Source organism: Phyllobacterium sp. CCNWLW183, from assembly GCF_037203775.1.
In the GTDB taxonomy this organism is placed as follows: Bacteria; Pseudomonadota; Alphaproteobacteria; order Rhizobiales; family Rhizobiaceae; genus Phyllobacterium; species Phyllobacterium ifriqiyense.
In genome coordinates this window covers 163,378-179,077 of sequence record NZ_JBBCBN010000002.1, presented here as the reverse complement: position 1 = coordinate 179,077, position 15,700 = coordinate 163,378, and the positions used below count along the sequence as shown (strand labels likewise).

Here is a 15,700-nt window from a genome sequence, read left to right as displayed (position 1 = left end):
ATTGCCCGCCAACTCGGAAAATCCGAAGTCTGTTAATCAATGGATGGTGAATTCGCCCCTGTCTCTCGCGAGACATAGAAACGCGGCCAAGATGCTGCTTTCAAGTGTGGACGCTCTGACTGTTTGAACAATAAAAGGATAAGACAATGGCCGTCGATATTATTCGTCAGCTCGATCTCGAACAGAGAGCAAAAATCGAAGCCAAGCGCGTGCTTCCAGATTTCAAGCCAGGTGACACAGTTCGTGTCAATGTTCGTGTTACCGAAGGTACACGTACCCGCGTGCAGGCCTATGAAGGCGTTTGCATTGCCCGTAATGGCGCCGGCATCAATGAGAACTTCACAGTTCGCAAGATTTCCTATGGCGAAGGCGTAGAACGCGTATTCCCGATCATTTCACCGCTGGTCGAAGGTGTTGATATTGTTCGTCGCGGTAAGGTACGTCGTGCGAAGCTTTACTATCTGCGTGGTCTTACAGGTAAGGCTGCTCGTATCGTCGAGAAAAAAGACAACCGCAAGAACAAGACTTCAGTTCCTGCAACAGGCACTGCCGAAACAGTGACTGAAGCAACTGTTGCAAAGGCACCTGCTGCTGAATAAGCGCTATGCATGAATTTTGAAAAAGGCGGTCCTTGGACCGCCTTTTTGTTTTTGAGCGTTTTTTCCTCGTGACTGCCGTTAGAAGAAACAGACATGCTTGCGGGGATTGACGCGCCGGTGACAAGGTGAAATCAGTTTGCCAACTATTTCACGACAAGGGGGACTCCGATGAACTTGCGTTCCATTTTTTCGGCCGTTTTTCTGGCAGCGATAACGCTGGCCATGCTTCCCATTTTCGCTTTCTCCGCTGATCTGCCTGATCTGGGCGGCAAAGAGGTGACTGTGGTTACGGAGAATGCCTATCCGCCGTTACAATTCGTCGATCCCAAGACCGGTAAGCCGGTGGGCTGGGAATATGATGCGATGAACGAAATCGCCAAGCGCCTCAACTTCAAGATCGAGTATCTCAATACAAGCTGGGATGCGATGATCCAGGCGGTGTCTGATAATCAATACCAGATCGGTATGACCGGCATAACTATCAATGACGAGCGCAAGCAGAAGGTGGATTTTTCCGAGCCCTATATGCGCTCTGAGCAGTTCATGCTGGTTCGCAGCGATGAGAAACGCTTCACGGACGCCAAGAGCTTTTCGGAGTCCAAGGATACGCTGGTCGGGGCACAGCCGGGAACGAGTAATTTCTATGTTGCCGTCTACAATGTCCTCGATGGCAATGAGCAGAATCCGCGTATCAAGTTGTTTGAAACATTCGGCGCAACCATTCAGGCACTGAAAACCGGCGATGTTGATCTGGTCCTGACTGACAGCACCGCGGGCAAGGGCTATGTGGATGCATCCGGCGGTGCATTGAAGCTGATTGGCGGGCCGCTCGGTGCGGAAGATTTCGGCTTTATCTTTCCAAAAGGCTCCGATCTAGTCGCTCCGGTTAATGCGGCCATTGCCGCATTGAAGGCTGACGGCACATTCGACGCGCTGAACAAGAGGTGGTTTCTCGACTATAAGCTTGGTCAATAGGTGAGTATGCGTTCTTGAAGCCCGAAGCCGCATCACGCCCGGCGGAAAAGGCTGACTTTCCGTGGTGGCTCATTGTCGCCGCGGGGATCGCTATCGCCTTGGGCCTCGCTATTCTCATCAATCCGCTTTACGGGCAGGTTTTTTCAACCGTTGCGCAAGGCATCTGGATAACCGTCTGGGTGTCTATCGTTGCGTTCTTTCTTGCATCGGTGTTGGGGCTCGTTTTGGCCATTATAAGCCGGTCGGAATATATCGCCGTCCGGCAGATCGCGCGGTTTTATGTGGAGATCATGCGCGGTGTTCCACTGCTGGTGCTGTTGTTCTATATCGCTTTTGTCGGCGCCCCGGCCCTGGTCTATGCATGGAATTTCATAACGCACCCATTGCAAAATGCTGGCTACACTGAGCCGCTGCTGGTGCGGGATTTCTCCCTGCTCTGGCGTGCGATCATTGCGCTCGTTCTTGCCTATTCAGCCTTTCTTGCCGAGATTTTCCGCGCTGGCATTCAAGCTGTCGATGCAGGCCAGATCGAAGCAGCCAAGGCGCTCGGGCTTCGGCGCTTTCCGCGTTTCCGGCTGATTGTGATGCCGCAGGCGATCCGCACTATTTTGCCGCCTTACGGCAATGATTTCATCGCCATGGTGAAGGATTCATCGCTGGTATCGGTCCTCGGGGTTGTCGATATTACTCAGATGGGCAAGGTCTATGCCTCAGGGTCATTCCGCTTTTTTGAAACCTATTCTGTGGTCGCCTATATATATCTTATCTTGACCATCAGCCTTTCTTTGCTGTTGCGATGGGTTGAACGGCGTCTTGCGCAACGCAACCGGTGATTTCACCTGACAGGTAGCGGCGCATTGTCACTTTTCATGCTTGTTTCTTGACGTTGAGAGGCCTCAAGTGCATATGTCCACGAAATAATCGAAAAGACCCCACTGCCAGGATATCGCGATGATTGCGCCACGCACACTTTATGACAAGATCTGGGATGACCATTTGGTTGACAGTCAGGATGACGGCACCTGCCTTCTCTATATTGATCGCCACCTTGTGCATGAAGTCACCAGCCCGCAGGCCTTTGAAGGTTTGCGCTTGACCGGTCGCAAGGTTCGTCATCCGGAAAAGACGCTTGCAGTAGTTGATCATAATGTTCCGACCTCGCCGGATCGCATCAACGGCATCAAGAATGAAGAAAGCCGCATTCAGGTTGAAGCATTGGCGAAGAATGCTGCGGATTTCGGCGTCGAATATTATTCGGAAAAAGACATTCGCCAGGGCATCGTTCATATTATCGGGCCGGAACAAGGTTTCACCCTGCCTGGTATGACCATCGTCTGTGGCGATAGCCACACTTCGACCCATGGCGCGTTTGGCGCATTGGCCCATGGTATCGGCACGTCGGAAGTCGAGCACGTGCTCGCCACACAAACGCTGATTCAGTCAAAAGCCAAGAACATGCTGGTGCGTGTTGATGGCGTCCTTCCGGAGGGTGTGACAGCCAAGGATATTATTCTGGCCATTATCGGTGAAATCGGCACTGCCGGCGGCACGGGCTATGTCATCGAATATGCGGGTGAAGCCATTCGCGCATTGTCGATGGAAGGCCGCATGACCATCTGCAACATGTCGATTGAGGGTGGCGCACGCGCTGGCCTGATTGCGCCTGATGAGACGACATTCGCCTATGTGAAAGACAAGCCGCGCGCCCCCAAAGGCGAGCAGTTTGATCGTGCTGTGGAATATTGGAAGACTTTACAGAGCGATGAGGGCGCGCATTTCGACAAGGTTGTTGTTCTGAATGCCGCTGATTTGCCGCCCATCGTTTCCTGGGGCTCATCACCGGAAGACGTCATCTCCGTCATGGGTGCTGTTCCAAACCCAGACGATATTGCGGATGAAACCAAGCGCTCCTCAAAATGGCGCGCTCTGGATTATATGGGCCTGAAGCCAGGTACTCCGATCACTGATATCAAGCTTGATCGCGTCTTCATCGGTTCATGCACCAATGGTCGTATCGAAGACCTTCGCGCTGTCGCCAAAGTTGTTGAAGGCCGCAAGGTCAGCCCAACTGTGGATGCGATGATTGTGCCAGGTTCCGGTCTGGTCAAGGAAATGGCGGAAGCCGAAGGTCTCGATAAGATTTTCAAGGAAGCAGGCTTTGACTGGCGCGAGCCGGGCTGCTCCATGTGCCTTGCCATGAATGATGATCGCCTGAAGCCAGGTGAGCGTTGCGCATCGACATCAAACCGCAATTTTGAAGGCCGTCAGGGCTTCAAGGGCCGCACACATCTCGTGTCGCCTGCAATGGCCGCCGCCGCTGCAATTGCCGGACATTTTGTCGATATTCGTGAGTGGAAGTAGGCCTACCGTAGCTTTCTCTCCATAGGGAGCAGGGTTGTTACTGCACAGGATTGGAATCCAATCGCTTCCCTCTCCGTCATCCTCGGGCTTGACCCGAGGACCCACTCTTACCTTCTGTGCGAGTATTAGGGGGCAAGCCCCTCCTCAACTAGTTCCTCGGGTCAAGCCCGAGGATGACGGAGAGGCGGGGGCTTTATGAAACGAATTACCGTCCCCGATAGCTCGGCACGCCCTGATCCGGCAACCACAACCCTTCCGGCATCGGCCCTGTTTGCCAAAAGACATCAATGGGAATGCCGCCGCGCGGATACCAGTAACCGCCAATGCGCAGCCATAAGGGCTTGACGGTTTCAACAATGCGCTTGCCAATACTCACAGTGCAATCTTCGTGAAACGCGCCATGATTGCGGAAACTGCCCAAAAACAACTTGAGTGATTTGGACTCAAGCAATGTCTCGCCCGGCGCATAATCGATAACCAGATGACCGAAATCCGGCTGGCCCGTCACGGGGCAAAGCGAGGTGAATTCGGGGCAGGCGAAACGTGTGAGGAATAATGTTCCGGCCTGCGGGTTGGGAACTGCTTCCAGAATTGCCTCATCGGGATGCTGCGGCAGCTTCACATCCTTGCCCAACATGGTTGAGCTTTCTGCATAATGGCTCATGCTGCGACTCTCCGCGTTTCATACTCACCCTGATATTCGCAGCCTTCGCCGCAAGTATCGCGATAGACACCGATCTGCGCAAGGCTCGGCAACTCAGGATAGAAATGCCGCCACAGCCACATGGCGATGTTTTCCAGAGTTGGGGTTTCGAGCCCTTCGATCTCGTTCAGATAGCGATGGTCCAGCTTTTCCCGGGCAGTGCCGAAAGCGGTCTCGACCTGTCCAAGGTCGGCGATAAGACCGGTCCTTTTGTCAGGCTTTCCCTCGAGCGTCACACGCACGCGGAAACTATGTCCGTGCAGGCGCGTATTGACGTGCCCGTCAGGAAAAACATGCGGCAAATGATGTGCCGCCTCAAACGTAAATTCGTTGAAGATTCTCATAAGTGCTCCATTAGCCTTGGCGCAATACAGGCGCCCGCAAAGTCAAACACGGCACCGAAAGGGTTTGCCCTATGGAAGACCGTTCATCTTATGTGTCTGCGTGCTCAGCCGCCAAAGCGGATGAGCGAGGCAATAGGCCGCTGCAGATGCCACATGCGCGGCGGTTTGCGCCGGATCACCGATGACGTCAAGAGGTTGAAGGTAGAAATGCTCAAAGGAAAGCTGCTCGAAACGTGAAGGATGCGCCTCAATTTCCTTTTGCGGGAAGACCAGTTTCAGCTCGTTGCCGCTGGTTTGGACGAGCGGCGCTGCCGCTTTTGGCGAGACGCAAATCCAGTCAATGCTGCCCGGGGCTTCCAGCGTGCCATTGGTCTCGATCCCGACCTCAAAGCCCCGTGCATGAAATGCGTCGATGAGGGAGCTATCAAGTTGCAGCAGCGGTTCGCCGCCCGTGCATATGACATAGGGTTTGCCACCGCCACCTTGCGGCCACTGGGCGGCAACAGCATCGGCAAGCGCGTCGGCAGTTTTGAATTTGCCGCCGCCCGGTCCATCAATGCCGATAAAATCCGTATCGCAAAACTGGCAGGTCGCCTTTTCGCGATCCCGTTCGAGACCAGACCATAGATTGCATCCGGCAAAGCGCATGAATACCGCTGCGCGGCCCGTATGATTGCCTTCGCCCTGCAAAGTCAGGTAGATTTCCTTGACAGCGTAGGTCACGCGGCCTCCGCCTTGAACTTCTGCCAGCCGCTTGACCGCAACTCGCAGGCGGGACATGTGCCGCAACCATAGCCCCAGTCATGGCGCTTGCTTCTATCGCCGAGATAGCAGGTATGGCTCTTCTCCACGATCAGATCGAGCAGCGATTGGCCGCCAAGTTCTTGGGCCAGTGCAAATGTCTGCGCCTTGTCCAGCCACATGAGGGGTGTTTCGATGGTGATACGGCGATCCAGCCCCAGCGAAAGAGCCACTTGCTGGGCTTTCAGCGTGTCGTCGCGGCAATCAGGGTAGCCGGAATAATCGGTTTCGCACATGCCTCCGACGATCACCCGCAATCCGCGGCGATAGGCCAATGCCGCCGCCAGTGTAAAGAAAAGCAGATTGCGTCCCGGAACGAATGTATTGGGCAGGCCATTTTCTGCCATTTCAATGGCAATGCTCTCAGTCATGGCTGAGCCGCCCAGCTGGCCGATAATGCCGGCGTCGAGCATATGGTCCTCGCCGAGTTGCAACGCCCATTCGGGAAATTGTTTGGTCAGCGCCGCACGGAATTCCTTGCGGACCTCAAGTTCAATTTTGTGGCGTTGGCCATAGTCGAAGCCGACAGTTTCAACGCGGTCAAACTGCGATAGTGCCCAAGCCAGACAGGTGGCGGAATCCTGTCCGCCGGAAAATAGAACGAGGGCGCCCCCGGAGCGCTGAGTCATATTCAATACCTTTCAAATGTGCGGGTGCCATACAGGCGCTGCGCATTTGAGGCAAATTAAATCTGTCCTTAGATCAGTCGGGGCAGCCGGGATGTCCGAGGATTGCGATCTCGTTACGATCCAGACCATAGCGATAGCTCAAGCCCTTGATGACGATTGGTGCATCACAGCTCGTATTGGGGGCGGGTATGACACCCACGACCAGGGGATCGGCAGCAGGGTAAATAACAGAAGGTCCGCTGGCGCGTTTATAGACAGGTTTTGTGCGCCGCACATCCCGTCCGATCACGTCGGACTTTGCCGCTCTTGACCCGACGAAGATGATCTTTGGACCGCCCGCTTCCTGCATGATGACATTGCCATATTCATCGCCATAGGTATTGCCGTCAGCAAACGCGATACCCGGTAGACCCGACAGGACGGACAAGACCAGAAGTGATGTGCGCAGCATGAAGCAGACCTCAAGACAGGTGGCGGTTACATCAGCTTTAACCATTTGTTAACGATTGTCATCTGCCTGAATGGATTCAAATCGATTTTCATTCCGGGTTAAGGTTGACGCGAACGGCACAATCAACCAATCCTGAAGCACCCCGGCAACGGTAGGCAGTAATAAAGGGACGGAAGCGACAATGACCAAGAAAGCTCCAGACGAACACGCCATTGATATATCCCTGCTGCATTTGAACGATGCGCATGAATTTTCACCACTGCTTGCCAGCTACGCGCAAGCGCTGAAGCGTGGCGCACCGCGCCGCCCGGACGATTACTATGCTGAAAACCTCTTGCGCGACCGTGCCGCGGAGATTGCTGGTGCGCGGCTGGATGGCAAGCTGGTCGGGTTCGTTATTTTCTATGATCTTCCGGAACCGGTTTCAGGCATGCGGGCAGGGCAGGTGGACCATATTTATGTACATCATGATCATCGCGGCAAGGGTATCGCCAAGGCGTTGATCGACGTGCTTGCCGATAAGGCGGAAGAGCGCGGCTGGACCAAGCTGTCCCTCAATGCGCCGCGTGTGCCGGAGGATGGCCGCAAGCTATACGAGCAGGTTGCAGCGCCTGCGGACTGGACGAGCTTCGTCATCCGCTTCGGCAATCAATAGTCGGCAAATAGAGGATGGAGTCGCTCCAACCTGTGAGCGACTCTTATCGTCGCAGATGAACTTGCCCATATTGCGCTGAATTCAACCGCGCTAGGGTAAATCTGGATAGACTCACTCAACTATTTTTAACGGCATTTTGATTGGTAAATCTGGCCTTCGGATCGTCAATTTTCCGCGTTTAAACGATTGAATTTTATAGAAAAACCTTATTGACTTGCTATTCGGGCCAATTCGCCGCATGAGGGTTTCGAATGGGGCTTTGACGCAGTGCAAAAACCGCATTAAAACCCTTCTAAATTGGCTTTAACAGCCTTTCGGCCCTGCCCGCCTTTCTGTCATCCCTGCGGCGTGGCTTTTCTCATTGGGGACGCTATGAGCAAAACAAATTTGCATGCAAACCGGCCTTTGTCGCCTCACTTGCAAATCTATAAACCAATTCCGACCATGGTCATGTCCATTGTCCACCGTATTACCGGTTGTGCGCTCTATTTCGGTACACTGCTGGTTGCATGGTGGTTGATCGCAACCGCGACGAGCGAACAGCAGTTCGATATTGTTTCCATGGTTTATGGTTCCTGGATCGGCCTTCTGGTGCTTCTTGGCTACACCTGGGCGCTCATTCATCACATGATTGGCGGCATCCGCCATCTGATCTGGGATACAGGGCGCGGGCTGGAAAAAGACACGACCACCAAAATGGCATGGGCGTCGCTCGTTGCATCCGTTCTGCTGACGGCCCTTGTCTGGGTCGCCGTATTCACACTGGGTTGAGGAGCTTTAGCAATGGCTGATATGCGCACGCCGCTTGCCAAAGTTCGCGGATTGGGTTCTGCGAAAGAAGGCACCGAACATTTCTGGCGTCAAAGGCTGACAGCAGTCGCAAACATTCCGCTGATGCTGTTTTTCATCGGCCTGATTGTTTCGCTGCATGGGGCAAGCTTTGAGGAAACCCGCGCGGCACTCTCACATCCGCTGACAGCGCTGGTTCTCATTCTGGTACTTTTGTCCGGACTTTACCATATGCGCCTTGGAATGCAGGTCGTTATTGAGGACTATGTGCATGCAGAAGGCGCAAAGCTCGCCTGCATCATGCTCAATACCTTCTTCACCATCGCAGTCGGTGTTGTTTCGCTCTTTGCGATCCTCAAGCTGAGTTTCGGAGTTTAAGCTCTATTATGGCAACTACAGAAAACAAAGCCGCAAAGCCCTACACATTCGTTGACCACAAGTTCGATGTGGTTGTCGTCGGTGCTGGCGGCGCCGGTCTTCGCGCCACGCTTGGCATGGCCGAACAGGGCTTGAAAACAGCCTGTATTACTAAGGTATTCCCGACCCGTTCCCATACGGTTGCAGCGCAGGGCGGTATTGCCGCCTCGCTCAGCAATATGGGCGCAGACTCCTGGCAGTGGCATATGTTCGATACCGTCAAGGGTTCCGATTGGCTCGGCGATACCGATGCCATGGAATATCTGGCCCGCGAGGCACCAGCTGCGGTTTATGAGCTTGAGCATTATGGTGTGCCTTTCTCCCGTACCGAAGAAGGCAAGATTTACCAGCGTCCATTTGGCGGCCATATGATGAATTATGGCGACGGTCCGCCCGTGCAGCGTACTTGCGCTGCGGCAGACCGCACCGGCCATGCTATCCTGCACACGCTTTATGGCCAGTCATTGCGCCACAATGCGCAGTTCTTCATCGAATATTTCGCGCTTGATCTCATTCAGGATGAAGACGGCACGATTACTGGCGTTGTTGCTTGGAACCTTGATGACGGCACAATTCACCGCTTTGCCGCCAAGATGGTGGTCATGGCAACAGGCGGTTATGGCCGTTCTTATTTCTCCGCAACCTCGGCGCATACTTGCACCGGTGATGGTGGCGGCATGGTTGCCCGCGCTGGCTTGCCTTTGCAGGACATGGAATTTGTGCAGTTTCACCCGACCGGCATTTATGGCGCCGGCTGCCTGATTACTGAAGGTGCGCGCGGCGAGGGTGGCTATCTGGTCAATTCCGAAGGTGAGCGCTTCATGGAGCGTTATGCCCCTTCCGCAAAGGATCTTGCTTCCCGCGACGTGGTTTCCCGCTGCATGACGTTGGAAATTCGCGAAGGTCGCGGTGTCGGCAAGGACAAGGATCATATTTTCCTGCATCTGGATCATCTTGACCCTGCGGTTCTGCACGAGCGTCTGCCCGGCATTTCCGAATCGGCAAAGATTTTCGCCGGTGTCGACCTGACCCGCGAACCCATTCCGGTTCTGCCGACGGTTCATTACAACATGGGCGGGATTCCCACCAATTATTGGGGAGAGGCGCTCAATCCGACGCCGGAAAATCCGGATCGCATCCAGCCCGGTCTGATGGCTGTGGGCGAGGCCGGTTGCGCTTCGGTTCATGGTGCCAATCGGCTCGGCTCCAATTCGCTGATCGATCTGGTTGTGTTCGGTCGTGCCGCTGCCATTCGCGCCGGTCAGGTGATCGACCGCAATTCAAAAATCCCGGAAATAAACGAGGCCTCGGTCACGAAGATCATGGATCGCTTTGACCGGCTGCGTCATGCCAATGGCGGAACGCCAACGGCTGTGCTGCGCGAGAAGATGCAAAGGACAATGCAGGAAGATGCTGCTGTGTTCCGCACATCGGACTCGCTGAAGTCCGGCGTCATCCGCATGGAGAAAATCTGGAGCGAGTTGCCTGACGTGAAGGTGACCGATAGGTCGATGATCTGGAATTCCGATCTGGTGGAAACGCTGGAGCTGGAAAACCTCATGGCCAATGCTCTGACCACAGTTGTTGCTGCGGAAGCCCGCAAGGAAAGCCGCGGCGCGCATGCGCATGAGGATTTTCCGAACCGCGATGATGTCAACTGGCGCAAGCACAGTCTTGCATGGCTGACGCCTGAGGGCAAAGTTACGCTCGGCTATCGTCCTGTCCACCTTGATCCGCTGGTCAAGGAAGAGGACGGCGGCATCAGCCTCGCCAAGATCGCGCCAAAAGCGCGCGTGTACTAAGGGAATAAGAGCATTATGGTTGAACTTGCACTTCCCAAAAATTCGAAGATGCAGCCCGGCAAGACCTGGGAGCGTCCGGCCGGTGCCAATAATTTGCGCGAATACCGGATTTACCGCTGGTCGCCGGATGATGGTGAAAACCCGCGCATCGATACATATTATGTCGATCTGGATGATTGCGGCCCGATGGTTCTTGATGGGCTGTTATGGATCAAGAACAAGATCGATCCGACGCTAACTTTGCGCCGCTCCTGCCGTGAAGGCATTTGCGGCTCATGTGCCATGAATATTGATGGTACAAACACACTCGCCTGCACCAAGGGTATGGATGAGATCAAAGGCGCAGTGAAGATTTATCCTTTGCCGCACTTGCCGGTGGTCAAGGATCTGGTGCCGGACCTGTCGAATTTCTATGCGCAACACCGCTCGATTGAGCCTTGGCTGAAAACCGTTTCGCCGGAGCCTGCAAAAGAATGGCTGCAAAGCCATGAAGACCGCGCCAAGCTGGACGGTCTTTACGAATGCATCCTTTGCGCATGCTGCTCGACATCCTGCCCAAGCTATTGGTGGAATGGCGACCGCTATCTCGGCCCTGCGGTTCTCCTGCAAGCCTATCGCTGGCTGATTGACAGCCGTGACGAGGCAACAGGCGAACGCCTGGACAATCTGGAAGATCCTTTCCGGCTTTATCGCTGCCACACGATCATGAACTGCGCGCAAACATGCCCGAAGGGTCTGAACCCTGCCAAGGCAATTGCCGAAATCAAGAAGATGATGGTGGAGCGCCGGGTTTGAGTCTACCCTCCGGCTTTTCGCAAGAGGCTGTTGCCGGAATTCGGCAGCGCCTATCTGACATTGAGGCCACCGGCGTAAGCATACCCTTGGCTATCGAGAGCGGAAGCCGGGCTTGGGGTTTTCCCTCACCAGACAGCGATTATGATTGCCGATTCATATATATCCGGTCTGTGCGAGATCATCTGCAACTCGAAATGGCACGGGATGTTATCGAGTTTCCTATCGTTGGTGAGATAGACACAGGCGGATGGGACCTGAAGAAGGCGCTATTACTTGCTTTTGCTGGCAATGCGGTCGTTGCGGAGTGGGCGAAATCACCAATTACTTATCAACAGGATGAGAGATTTCGCAAACGCTTGCTGGCTGTTCTGGACGAAATTATCGAGCCCGAAAAAGTTTCACGCCACTATCTTGGCCTTGCGCGTTCTCATCTGTCTCGCGTGGGTAGTTTGGGATTAGAAGTAAAACTTAAAAAATTATTCTATCTCATACGACCGATTGTTGCTTTGGACTGGATGGCCCAACACGATTTCCAACGTTTGCCGCCAATGAATATAATCGAATGCCTTTCGGATTTGAAAATTGATGAAAAGGCTAAGTTGGATATTCTGGACTTGATTGAGAAAAAGAAGCTGACCCGTGAAATGGGCCTCGGCTCGGTTCCAGCAGCCCTGAAATTATATCTGGAATCGCGATATGGATTCCACGAACTGAATATGCCGCGCCTTGAAGAAAAGGTAACTCGAAAGAACTCGACCAGGTTTGCAGTAGCTCAAGAGTTTTATACGAATGAAGTTGCACTATTCTCAGAATTGACCACAGAGCCCAAGAGAAAGCTCTCGATCTCTCCATCAATTGCCAGATAAAATCCGCTCTATATCCTCGGGCCCTCCCGAGGATATATGGATGCCAAATGTTTCGGTTACGCCAGCTTGGCGTCCAGCGTAACTTCAATTGCACCGAGCGCTTTTGAAAGCGGGCACGTTGCCTTGGCCTGACCGGCAAGCTTTGCAAATGTATCGGCGTCAATGCCGGGAACATCGCCGACAAGCGTCAAGGCGCTTTTGGTGATCTCAAAGCCACCGCCCGCTGCAGGGCTGATGGAAACAACTGCCTTGGCATCGAGGTTGGCGGCCGGTGTGCCGTTCTCAGCCAGAAAATGCGAAAGCTGCATGGCAAAGCAGCCGGCATGGGCAGCAGCAAGCAATTCTTCCGGATTGGTGCCTGATTTGCCGCTTTCATCTTCGAAGCGCGCCTTGAAATTATAGGGAAGAGCTCTCAGGGCACCACTTTGCGTGTCCAGCGTTCCTTTACCGTCTTTCAGCGCGCCCTGCCAAATTGCCGTTGCTTGTCTGTCCATGAGTGTCTCTCCCTCGTTGAGATATGTATCGGTGTACGTCCGTTAACGTGTAATATCTATCAGTGTTCCGTATCAAATCCATGGCGGCCCTACCTTGGCATAATATACAAACGGATATCCTCCCTGTAGAACGAAAAAATCAAACGGGATCTTGTAAATGCATATTCTTCTGGCTTTGCTTGGAATTGTCGGGGGCGGTCTTTTCTGGTGGTATCGTATGCGCACCTTGGGTGACGCAGCAAGTGATGTCATTGATACTGCCGGAAAGGCGCGTGGCTATCTGCGTCGCAGAAAGATACGCATTCAGCATGAACACTCGCCTTTGACGGCGATTGAGGATCCGGTTCTTGCTGCGGCAACGCTCATCTTCGCCATTGTTTGTGAAGATACTCCGATCACAGAAAAACACTACGAAGCCGTCCGGAATGCGATTATCGATATTTGCGATCCTGCCAAGGCAGATGAGGCCGTGATCTATGCAAAATGGGCTTCAAGCCAGATCGATGATGCGGTCACCGTCATCGAAAAGACCGCGCCACTTTTGCGGCAGAGGTTAAACGATATGGAAAAGCTTGAATTGATTGATATGGTAGGCAAAGCTGCGGCTGCTGTCACCGTTCCTCCCACTTACGGCCAGCGTGTCAAGAAGCTCAAACAAAAGCTTGGCCTTGAGGTCGACTGATCAATCGAGATAGGAAACTTCCCTTGAAACTGAAGAAACTTGGCCGGACGGATATTGACGTCACGGAAATCTGCCTCGGCACCATGACCTGGGGTGTACAGAACACTGAAGCCGATGCGCACAACCAGATCGATTATGCTCTGGATGCGGGCGTCAATTTCATGGATACGGCGGAAGTCTATGCGATTCCATCCAGTCCCGAAACCTATGGCAAAACCGAGTCCTATATTGGCAGCTGGTTCAAGAAGACCGGTAAGCGTGATCGCTTTGTTCTGGCGACAAAGATTTCGGGTGGCGGCAATAGCTGGATTCGTGAAGGCAACAAGCCAAGCCGTGCCAGTGTGCGCGAAGCGGTGGAAGGCAGCCTGAAACGACTGCAGACCGATTATATCGATCTTTATCAGGTGCATTACGCCGCGCGCGGCCATTATCATTTCGGTACAGCATGGAAGTACGCGCCGCATACCCAAAACCAGACTGAGGTTCTTGACCAGATCGAAGATGCGCTGCTTGGCCTTGGCGATATGGTCAAGGAAGGCAAGATCAGGCAGATCGGCCTTTCGAATGAAACCGCTTGGGGTATCGGTCAATGGCTGAAACTTGCGGAGCGCAGCGACTTGCCGCGTGTTGTCTCCGTGCAGAACGAATACAGTCTGATCCAGCGCGTGTTCGATCTCGACCTTGCCGAACTCAGTCACCATGAGGATGTGGGCCTATTGGCCTATTCATCGCTCGCTTCAGGTGTGCTCACCGGCAAATATCTGGATGGAAAAATTCCGGCGGGTACACGCGGTGCGATCCAGACCGGCGGGCTCTGGCGCAATAATGAGCATTCCGAGCCAGCGGTGCGCGCCTATGTGGAACTGGCGCGGAAACACGGCCTTGACGTGGCACAAATGGCCATTGCTTTCGCGCTCACCCGGCCATTCATGACTTCCGTGATTATCGGAGCAACTTCAATGGATCATCTGAAGACCGACATAGCTGCGGCCGATCTCAAGCTTTCGCCGGAAGTTCTGGCTGAAATCGAAACGATCTACCGGAAATATCCGCGCCCGCTTTAGGCGGCGACTGTAGTGCAAATGTTAAATCGACTGCCCCTGCAATAGCTTGGGGGCGGTCGGTGACAAGCCCGCGGCTTGGCGGATGAAGAACCCCTTGAGCCGCGGCATACGCTCGACAAGGCCAAGGCCAAAATCACGCAAGGCGCGTATGGGCACGTTGTCATTAGAGAAAAGCCGGTTGAGCACGTCAGTGGTTACTCCCATCTGCACCGTATCGAAACGGCGCCATGTCTGGTAGCGCTCCAGCACTGCAATAGAGCCAATATCGAGGCCGAGCCGATCCGCATCGACGATCGTTTCGGCAAGGGCGGCGGCGTCCTTGAAGCCGAGATTAAGGCCCTGACCGGCGATGGGATGGATACCATGGGCCGCATCACCGACAAGCGCGAAACGGGGCTTGATGAAATCCCGTGCCAGCGTCAGGCTTAGCGGGAAAGCTTTGCGCGGACCTTCCACGCGCAATTCGCCAAGCTTCAAACCGAAGCGTTGTTCGAGTTCGGCATCAAACACGAATTCATCTTCCTTGACGAGCCGGTCAGCATCCGCAGTCCTTTCAGTCCAGACCAGCGACGAGCGATTGCCTTTCAGCGGCAGCACCGCGAAAGGGCCTGCGGGCAGGAAGTGCTCTTCCGCGCGGCCATTGTGCGGACGCTCATGGGCGACTGTGCACACGATTCCGGACTGGCCGTATTCCCAATTGACCGTCTTGATGCCTGCCATATCGCGCAGGCGTGATTTCACGCCATCCGCCGCAATCAGCAGCCGCGCCTGCAACGATTCTTCATCGCCATAGCGGACCGTCAGACCGTTATCACCTTGCTCAAAGCCATGCACCGGCGCGCCTTCAATAAAGACTATGCCCAGCTTGTCGGCCTTTTCTCGTAGCGAAGCATTCAGAAGCCGGTTTTCTACCATATGCGCAAATGGCTCTCCCGGTTCAATCTCGCCATCAAAGGTCAGGAATACGGGCCGAACTGGATCGGCGGTGCGTGAGTCCGTCACGACCATCTCATTGATCGGTTGAGCCTCCGGCAGGATACTCTGCCAGCATCCAAGCTTGTCCAGCATGCGGCTCGCCGCCGCCGCGATAGCCGATGCACGTGTATCATTACGCCAGACACCAGCGGGGGCTGCATCGATAACGGTCACCCCGAGATGCGGTGCAGATGACTTCAGCGCGACAGCAGTGGCCATGCCGACATAACCTGCTCCGGCGATAATAATGTCTGTGCGGGTTGCGTCCATGATTGCCTCCGGATGGTGAATACTTGAC

General features: G+C 54.2%; 19 protein-coding genes. 12 read left to right on the top strand and 7 right to left on the bottom strand.

Annotation, left to right across the window (positions count from 1 at the left end):
- The first annotated feature begins 146 nt into the window (after nt 1-146).
- The 4 genes from rplS to leuC all read left to right on the top strand — a co-directional run bounded on the left by rplS (nt 147) and on the right by leuC (nt 3,935).
- Complete coding sequence (rplS, locus tag V9K95_RS06635) at nt 147-599, top strand: 50S ribosomal protein L19 (RefSeq protein WP_115054427.1); 453 nt, start codon at nt 147-149, stop codon at nt 597-599.
- A gap of 222 nt (nt 600-821) precedes the next feature.
- A complete protein-coding gene (locus V9K95_RS06630; protein ID WP_442958545.1) occupies nt 822-1,574 on the top strand; it encodes a transporter substrate-binding domain-containing protein in 753 nt (250 codons plus the stop codon).
- A gap of 14 nt (nt 1,575-1,588) precedes the next feature.
- Nucleotides 1,589-2,407 (top strand): amino acid ABC transporter permease, encoded by an 819-nt coding sequence (locus V9K95_RS06625; protein WP_336440363.1) that lies wholly within the window; start codon nt 1,589-1,591, stop codon nt 2,405-2,407.
- Between the two features lie 118 nt (nt 2,408-2,525).
- Nucleotides 2,526-3,935 (top strand): 3-isopropylmalate dehydratase large subunit, encoded by a 1,410-nt coding sequence (gene leuC / locus V9K95_RS06620; RefSeq protein WP_115054424.1) that lies wholly within the window; start codon nt 2,526-2,528, stop codon nt 3,933-3,935.
- A gap of 205 nt (nt 3,936-4,140) precedes the next feature.
- Here leuC and queF read toward each other — a convergent pair whose 3' ends face one another.
- From queF to V9K95_RS06595, 5 genes are all read right to left on the bottom strand, one after another.
- Nucleotides 4,141-4,572 (bottom strand): preQ(1) synthase, encoded by a 432-nt coding sequence (gene queF, locus V9K95_RS06615; protein ID WP_370878842.1) that lies wholly within the window; start codon nt 4,570-4,572, stop codon nt 4,141-4,143.
- A gap of 23 nt (nt 4,573-4,595) precedes the next feature.
- The gene (locus tag V9K95_RS06610; protein WP_115054422.1) at nt 4,596-4,982 is read right to left on the bottom strand and encodes a 6-pyruvoyl trahydropterin synthase family protein; all 387 of its coding nucleotides are present in this window, start codon (nt 4,980-4,982) and stop codon (nt 4,596-4,598) included.
- A gap of 69 nt (nt 4,983-5,051) precedes the next feature.
- Nucleotides 5,052-5,705: a 7-carboxy-7-deazaguanine synthase gene (gene queE / locus V9K95_RS06605; protein ID WP_336440364.1), complete on the bottom strand. Its 654-nt coding sequence runs from the start codon at nt 5,703-5,705 to the stop codon at nt 5,052-5,054.
- Nucleotides 5,702-6,412, bottom strand: a complete 711-nt coding sequence (gene queC, locus V9K95_RS06600) for a 7-cyano-7-deazaguanine synthase QueC (protein WP_115054420.1) — start codon at nt 6,410-6,412, stop codon at nt 5,702-5,704. The genes queE and queC overlap by 4 nt, the downstream gene beginning before the upstream one ends.
- A gap of 73 nt (nt 6,413-6,485) precedes the next feature.
- Complete coding sequence (locus V9K95_RS06595; RefSeq protein ID WP_337345098.1) at nt 6,486-6,863, bottom strand: hypothetical protein; 378 nt, start codon at nt 6,861-6,863, stop codon at nt 6,486-6,488.
- 181 nt (nt 6,864-7,044) lie between these two features.
- On the opposite strand from V9K95_RS06595, the gene V9K95_RS06590 reads away from it, so the two are divergent.
- From V9K95_RS06590 to V9K95_RS06565, 6 genes are all read left to right on the top strand, one after another.
- Entirely contained in the window at nt 7,045-7,518 is a 474-nt protein-coding gene (locus V9K95_RS06590) for a GNAT family N-acetyltransferase (RefSeq protein ID WP_115054418.1), read from the top strand.
- Nucleotides 7,519-7,890: 372 nt separating this feature from the next.
- A complete protein-coding gene (sdhC, locus tag V9K95_RS06585; RefSeq protein WP_115054417.1) occupies nt 7,891-8,289 on the top strand; it encodes a succinate dehydrogenase, cytochrome b556 subunit in 399 nt (132 codons plus the stop codon).
- A 12-nt stretch (nt 8,290-8,301) separates the two neighbouring features.
- Nucleotides 8,302-8,685 (top strand): succinate dehydrogenase, hydrophobic membrane anchor protein, encoded by a 384-nt coding sequence (gene sdhD, locus V9K95_RS06580; RefSeq protein WP_115054416.1) that lies wholly within the window; start codon nt 8,302-8,304, stop codon nt 8,683-8,685.
- A gap of 8 nt (nt 8,686-8,693) precedes the next feature.
- On the top strand, nt 8,694-10,526 hold the full coding sequence (sdhA, locus tag V9K95_RS06575) for a succinate dehydrogenase flavoprotein subunit (RefSeq protein WP_115054415.1): 1,833 nt from the start codon (nt 8,694-8,696) through the stop codon (nt 10,524-10,526).
- Nucleotides 10,527-10,541: 15 nt separating this feature from the next.
- On the top strand, nt 10,542-11,321 hold the full coding sequence (locus V9K95_RS06570) for a succinate dehydrogenase iron-sulfur subunit (RefSeq protein ID WP_115054414.1): 780 nt from the start codon (nt 10,542-10,544) through the stop codon (nt 11,319-11,321).
- A complete protein-coding gene (locus V9K95_RS06565; protein ID WP_336440366.1) occupies nt 11,249-12,187 on the top strand; it encodes a nucleotidyltransferase domain-containing protein in 939 nt (312 codons plus the stop codon). The genes V9K95_RS06570 and V9K95_RS06565 overlap by 73 nt, the downstream gene beginning before the upstream one ends.
- Before the next feature lie 56 nt (nt 12,188-12,243).
- Here V9K95_RS06565 and V9K95_RS06560 read toward each other — a convergent pair whose 3' ends face one another.
- Entirely contained in the window at nt 12,244-12,681 is a 438-nt protein-coding gene (locus V9K95_RS06560) for an OsmC family protein (RefSeq protein WP_336440367.1), read from the bottom strand.
- Between the two features lie 157 nt (nt 12,682-12,838).
- Between V9K95_RS06560 and V9K95_RS06555 the strand changes: the two genes are divergently transcribed.
- Together V9K95_RS06555 and V9K95_RS06550 are read left to right on the top strand one after the other, a co-directional pair.
- Nucleotides 12,839-13,363 (top strand): hypothetical protein, encoded by a 525-nt coding sequence (locus V9K95_RS06555; RefSeq protein ID WP_115054412.1) that lies wholly within the window; start codon nt 12,839-12,841, stop codon nt 13,361-13,363.
- A 23-nt stretch (nt 13,364-13,386) separates the two neighbouring features.
- A complete protein-coding gene (locus tag V9K95_RS06550) occupies nt 13,387-14,427 on the top strand; it encodes an aldo/keto reductase (RefSeq protein WP_336440368.1) in 1,041 nt (346 codons plus the stop codon).
- Nucleotides 14,428-14,448: 21 nt separating this feature from the next.
- On the opposite strand, the gene V9K95_RS06545 is transcribed toward V9K95_RS06550, so the two are convergent.
- Nucleotides 14,449-15,672, bottom strand: coding sequence for a ubiquinone biosynthesis hydroxylase (locus tag V9K95_RS06545; RefSeq protein WP_115054411.1), 1,224 nt, complete (start codon nt 15,670-15,672; stop codon nt 14,449-14,451).
- Between the last annotated feature and the right edge of the window lie 28 nt (nt 15,673-15,700).

Excerpts from the sequence above, each read along its gene's own strand:
- rplS (WP_115054427.1), top strand. The coding sequence starts at position 147 with ATGGCCGTCGATATTATTCGTCAGCTCGATCTCGAACAGAGAGCAAAA.
- V9K95_RS06545 (WP_115054411.1), bottom strand. The coding sequence starts at position 15,672 with ATGGACGCAACCCGCACAGACATTATTATCGCCGGAGCAGGTTATGTC.
- V9K95_RS06560 (WP_336440367.1), bottom strand. The coding sequence starts at position 12,681 with ATGGACAGACAAGCAACGGCAATTTGGCAGGGCGCGCTGAAAGACGGT.
- queF (WP_370878842.1), bottom strand. The coding sequence starts at position 4,572 with ATGTTGGGCAAGGATGTGAAGCTGCCGCAGCATCCCGATGAGGCAATT.
- V9K95_RS06595 (WP_337345098.1), bottom strand. The coding sequence starts at position 6,863 with ATGCTGCGCACATCACTTCTGGTCTTGTCCGTCCTGTCGGGTCTACCG.
- V9K95_RS06565 (WP_336440366.1), top strand. The coding sequence starts at position 11,249 with ATGCCCGAAGGGTCTGAACCCTGCCAAGGCAATTGCCGAAATCAAGAA.
- sdhD (WP_115054416.1), top strand. The coding sequence starts at position 8,302 with ATGGCTGATATGCGCACGCCGCTTGCCAAAGTTCGCGGATTGGGTTCT.
- queC (WP_115054420.1), bottom strand. The coding sequence starts at position 6,412 with ATGACTCAGCGCTCCGGGGGCGCCCTCGTTCTATTTTCCGGCGGACAG.
- leuC (WP_115054424.1), top strand. The coding sequence starts at position 2,526 with ATGATTGCGCCACGCACACTTTATGACAAGATCTGGGATGACCATTTG.
- V9K95_RS06555 (WP_115054412.1), top strand. The coding sequence starts at position 12,839 with ATGCATATTCTTCTGGCTTTGCTTGGAATTGTCGGGGGCGGTCTTTTC.
- V9K95_RS06610 (WP_115054422.1), bottom strand. The coding sequence starts at position 4,982 with ATGAGAATCTTCAACGAATTTACGTTTGAGGCGGCACATCATTTGCCG.
- V9K95_RS06570 (WP_115054414.1), top strand. The coding sequence starts at position 10,542 with ATGGTTGAACTTGCACTTCCCAAAAATTCGAAGATGCAGCCCGGCAAG.
- sdhC (WP_115054417.1), top strand. The coding sequence starts at position 7,891 with ATGAGCAAAACAAATTTGCATGCAAACCGGCCTTTGTCGCCTCACTTG.
- V9K95_RS06590 (WP_115054418.1), top strand. The coding sequence starts at position 7,045 with ATGACCAAGAAAGCTCCAGACGAACACGCCATTGATATATCCCTGCTG.
- sdhA (WP_115054415.1), top strand. The coding sequence starts at position 8,694 with ATGGCAACTACAGAAAACAAAGCCGCAAAGCCCTACACATTCGTTGAC.
- V9K95_RS06630 (WP_442958545.1), top strand. The coding sequence starts at position 822 with ATGCTTCCCATTTTCGCTTTCTCCGCTGATCTGCCTGATCTGGGCGGC.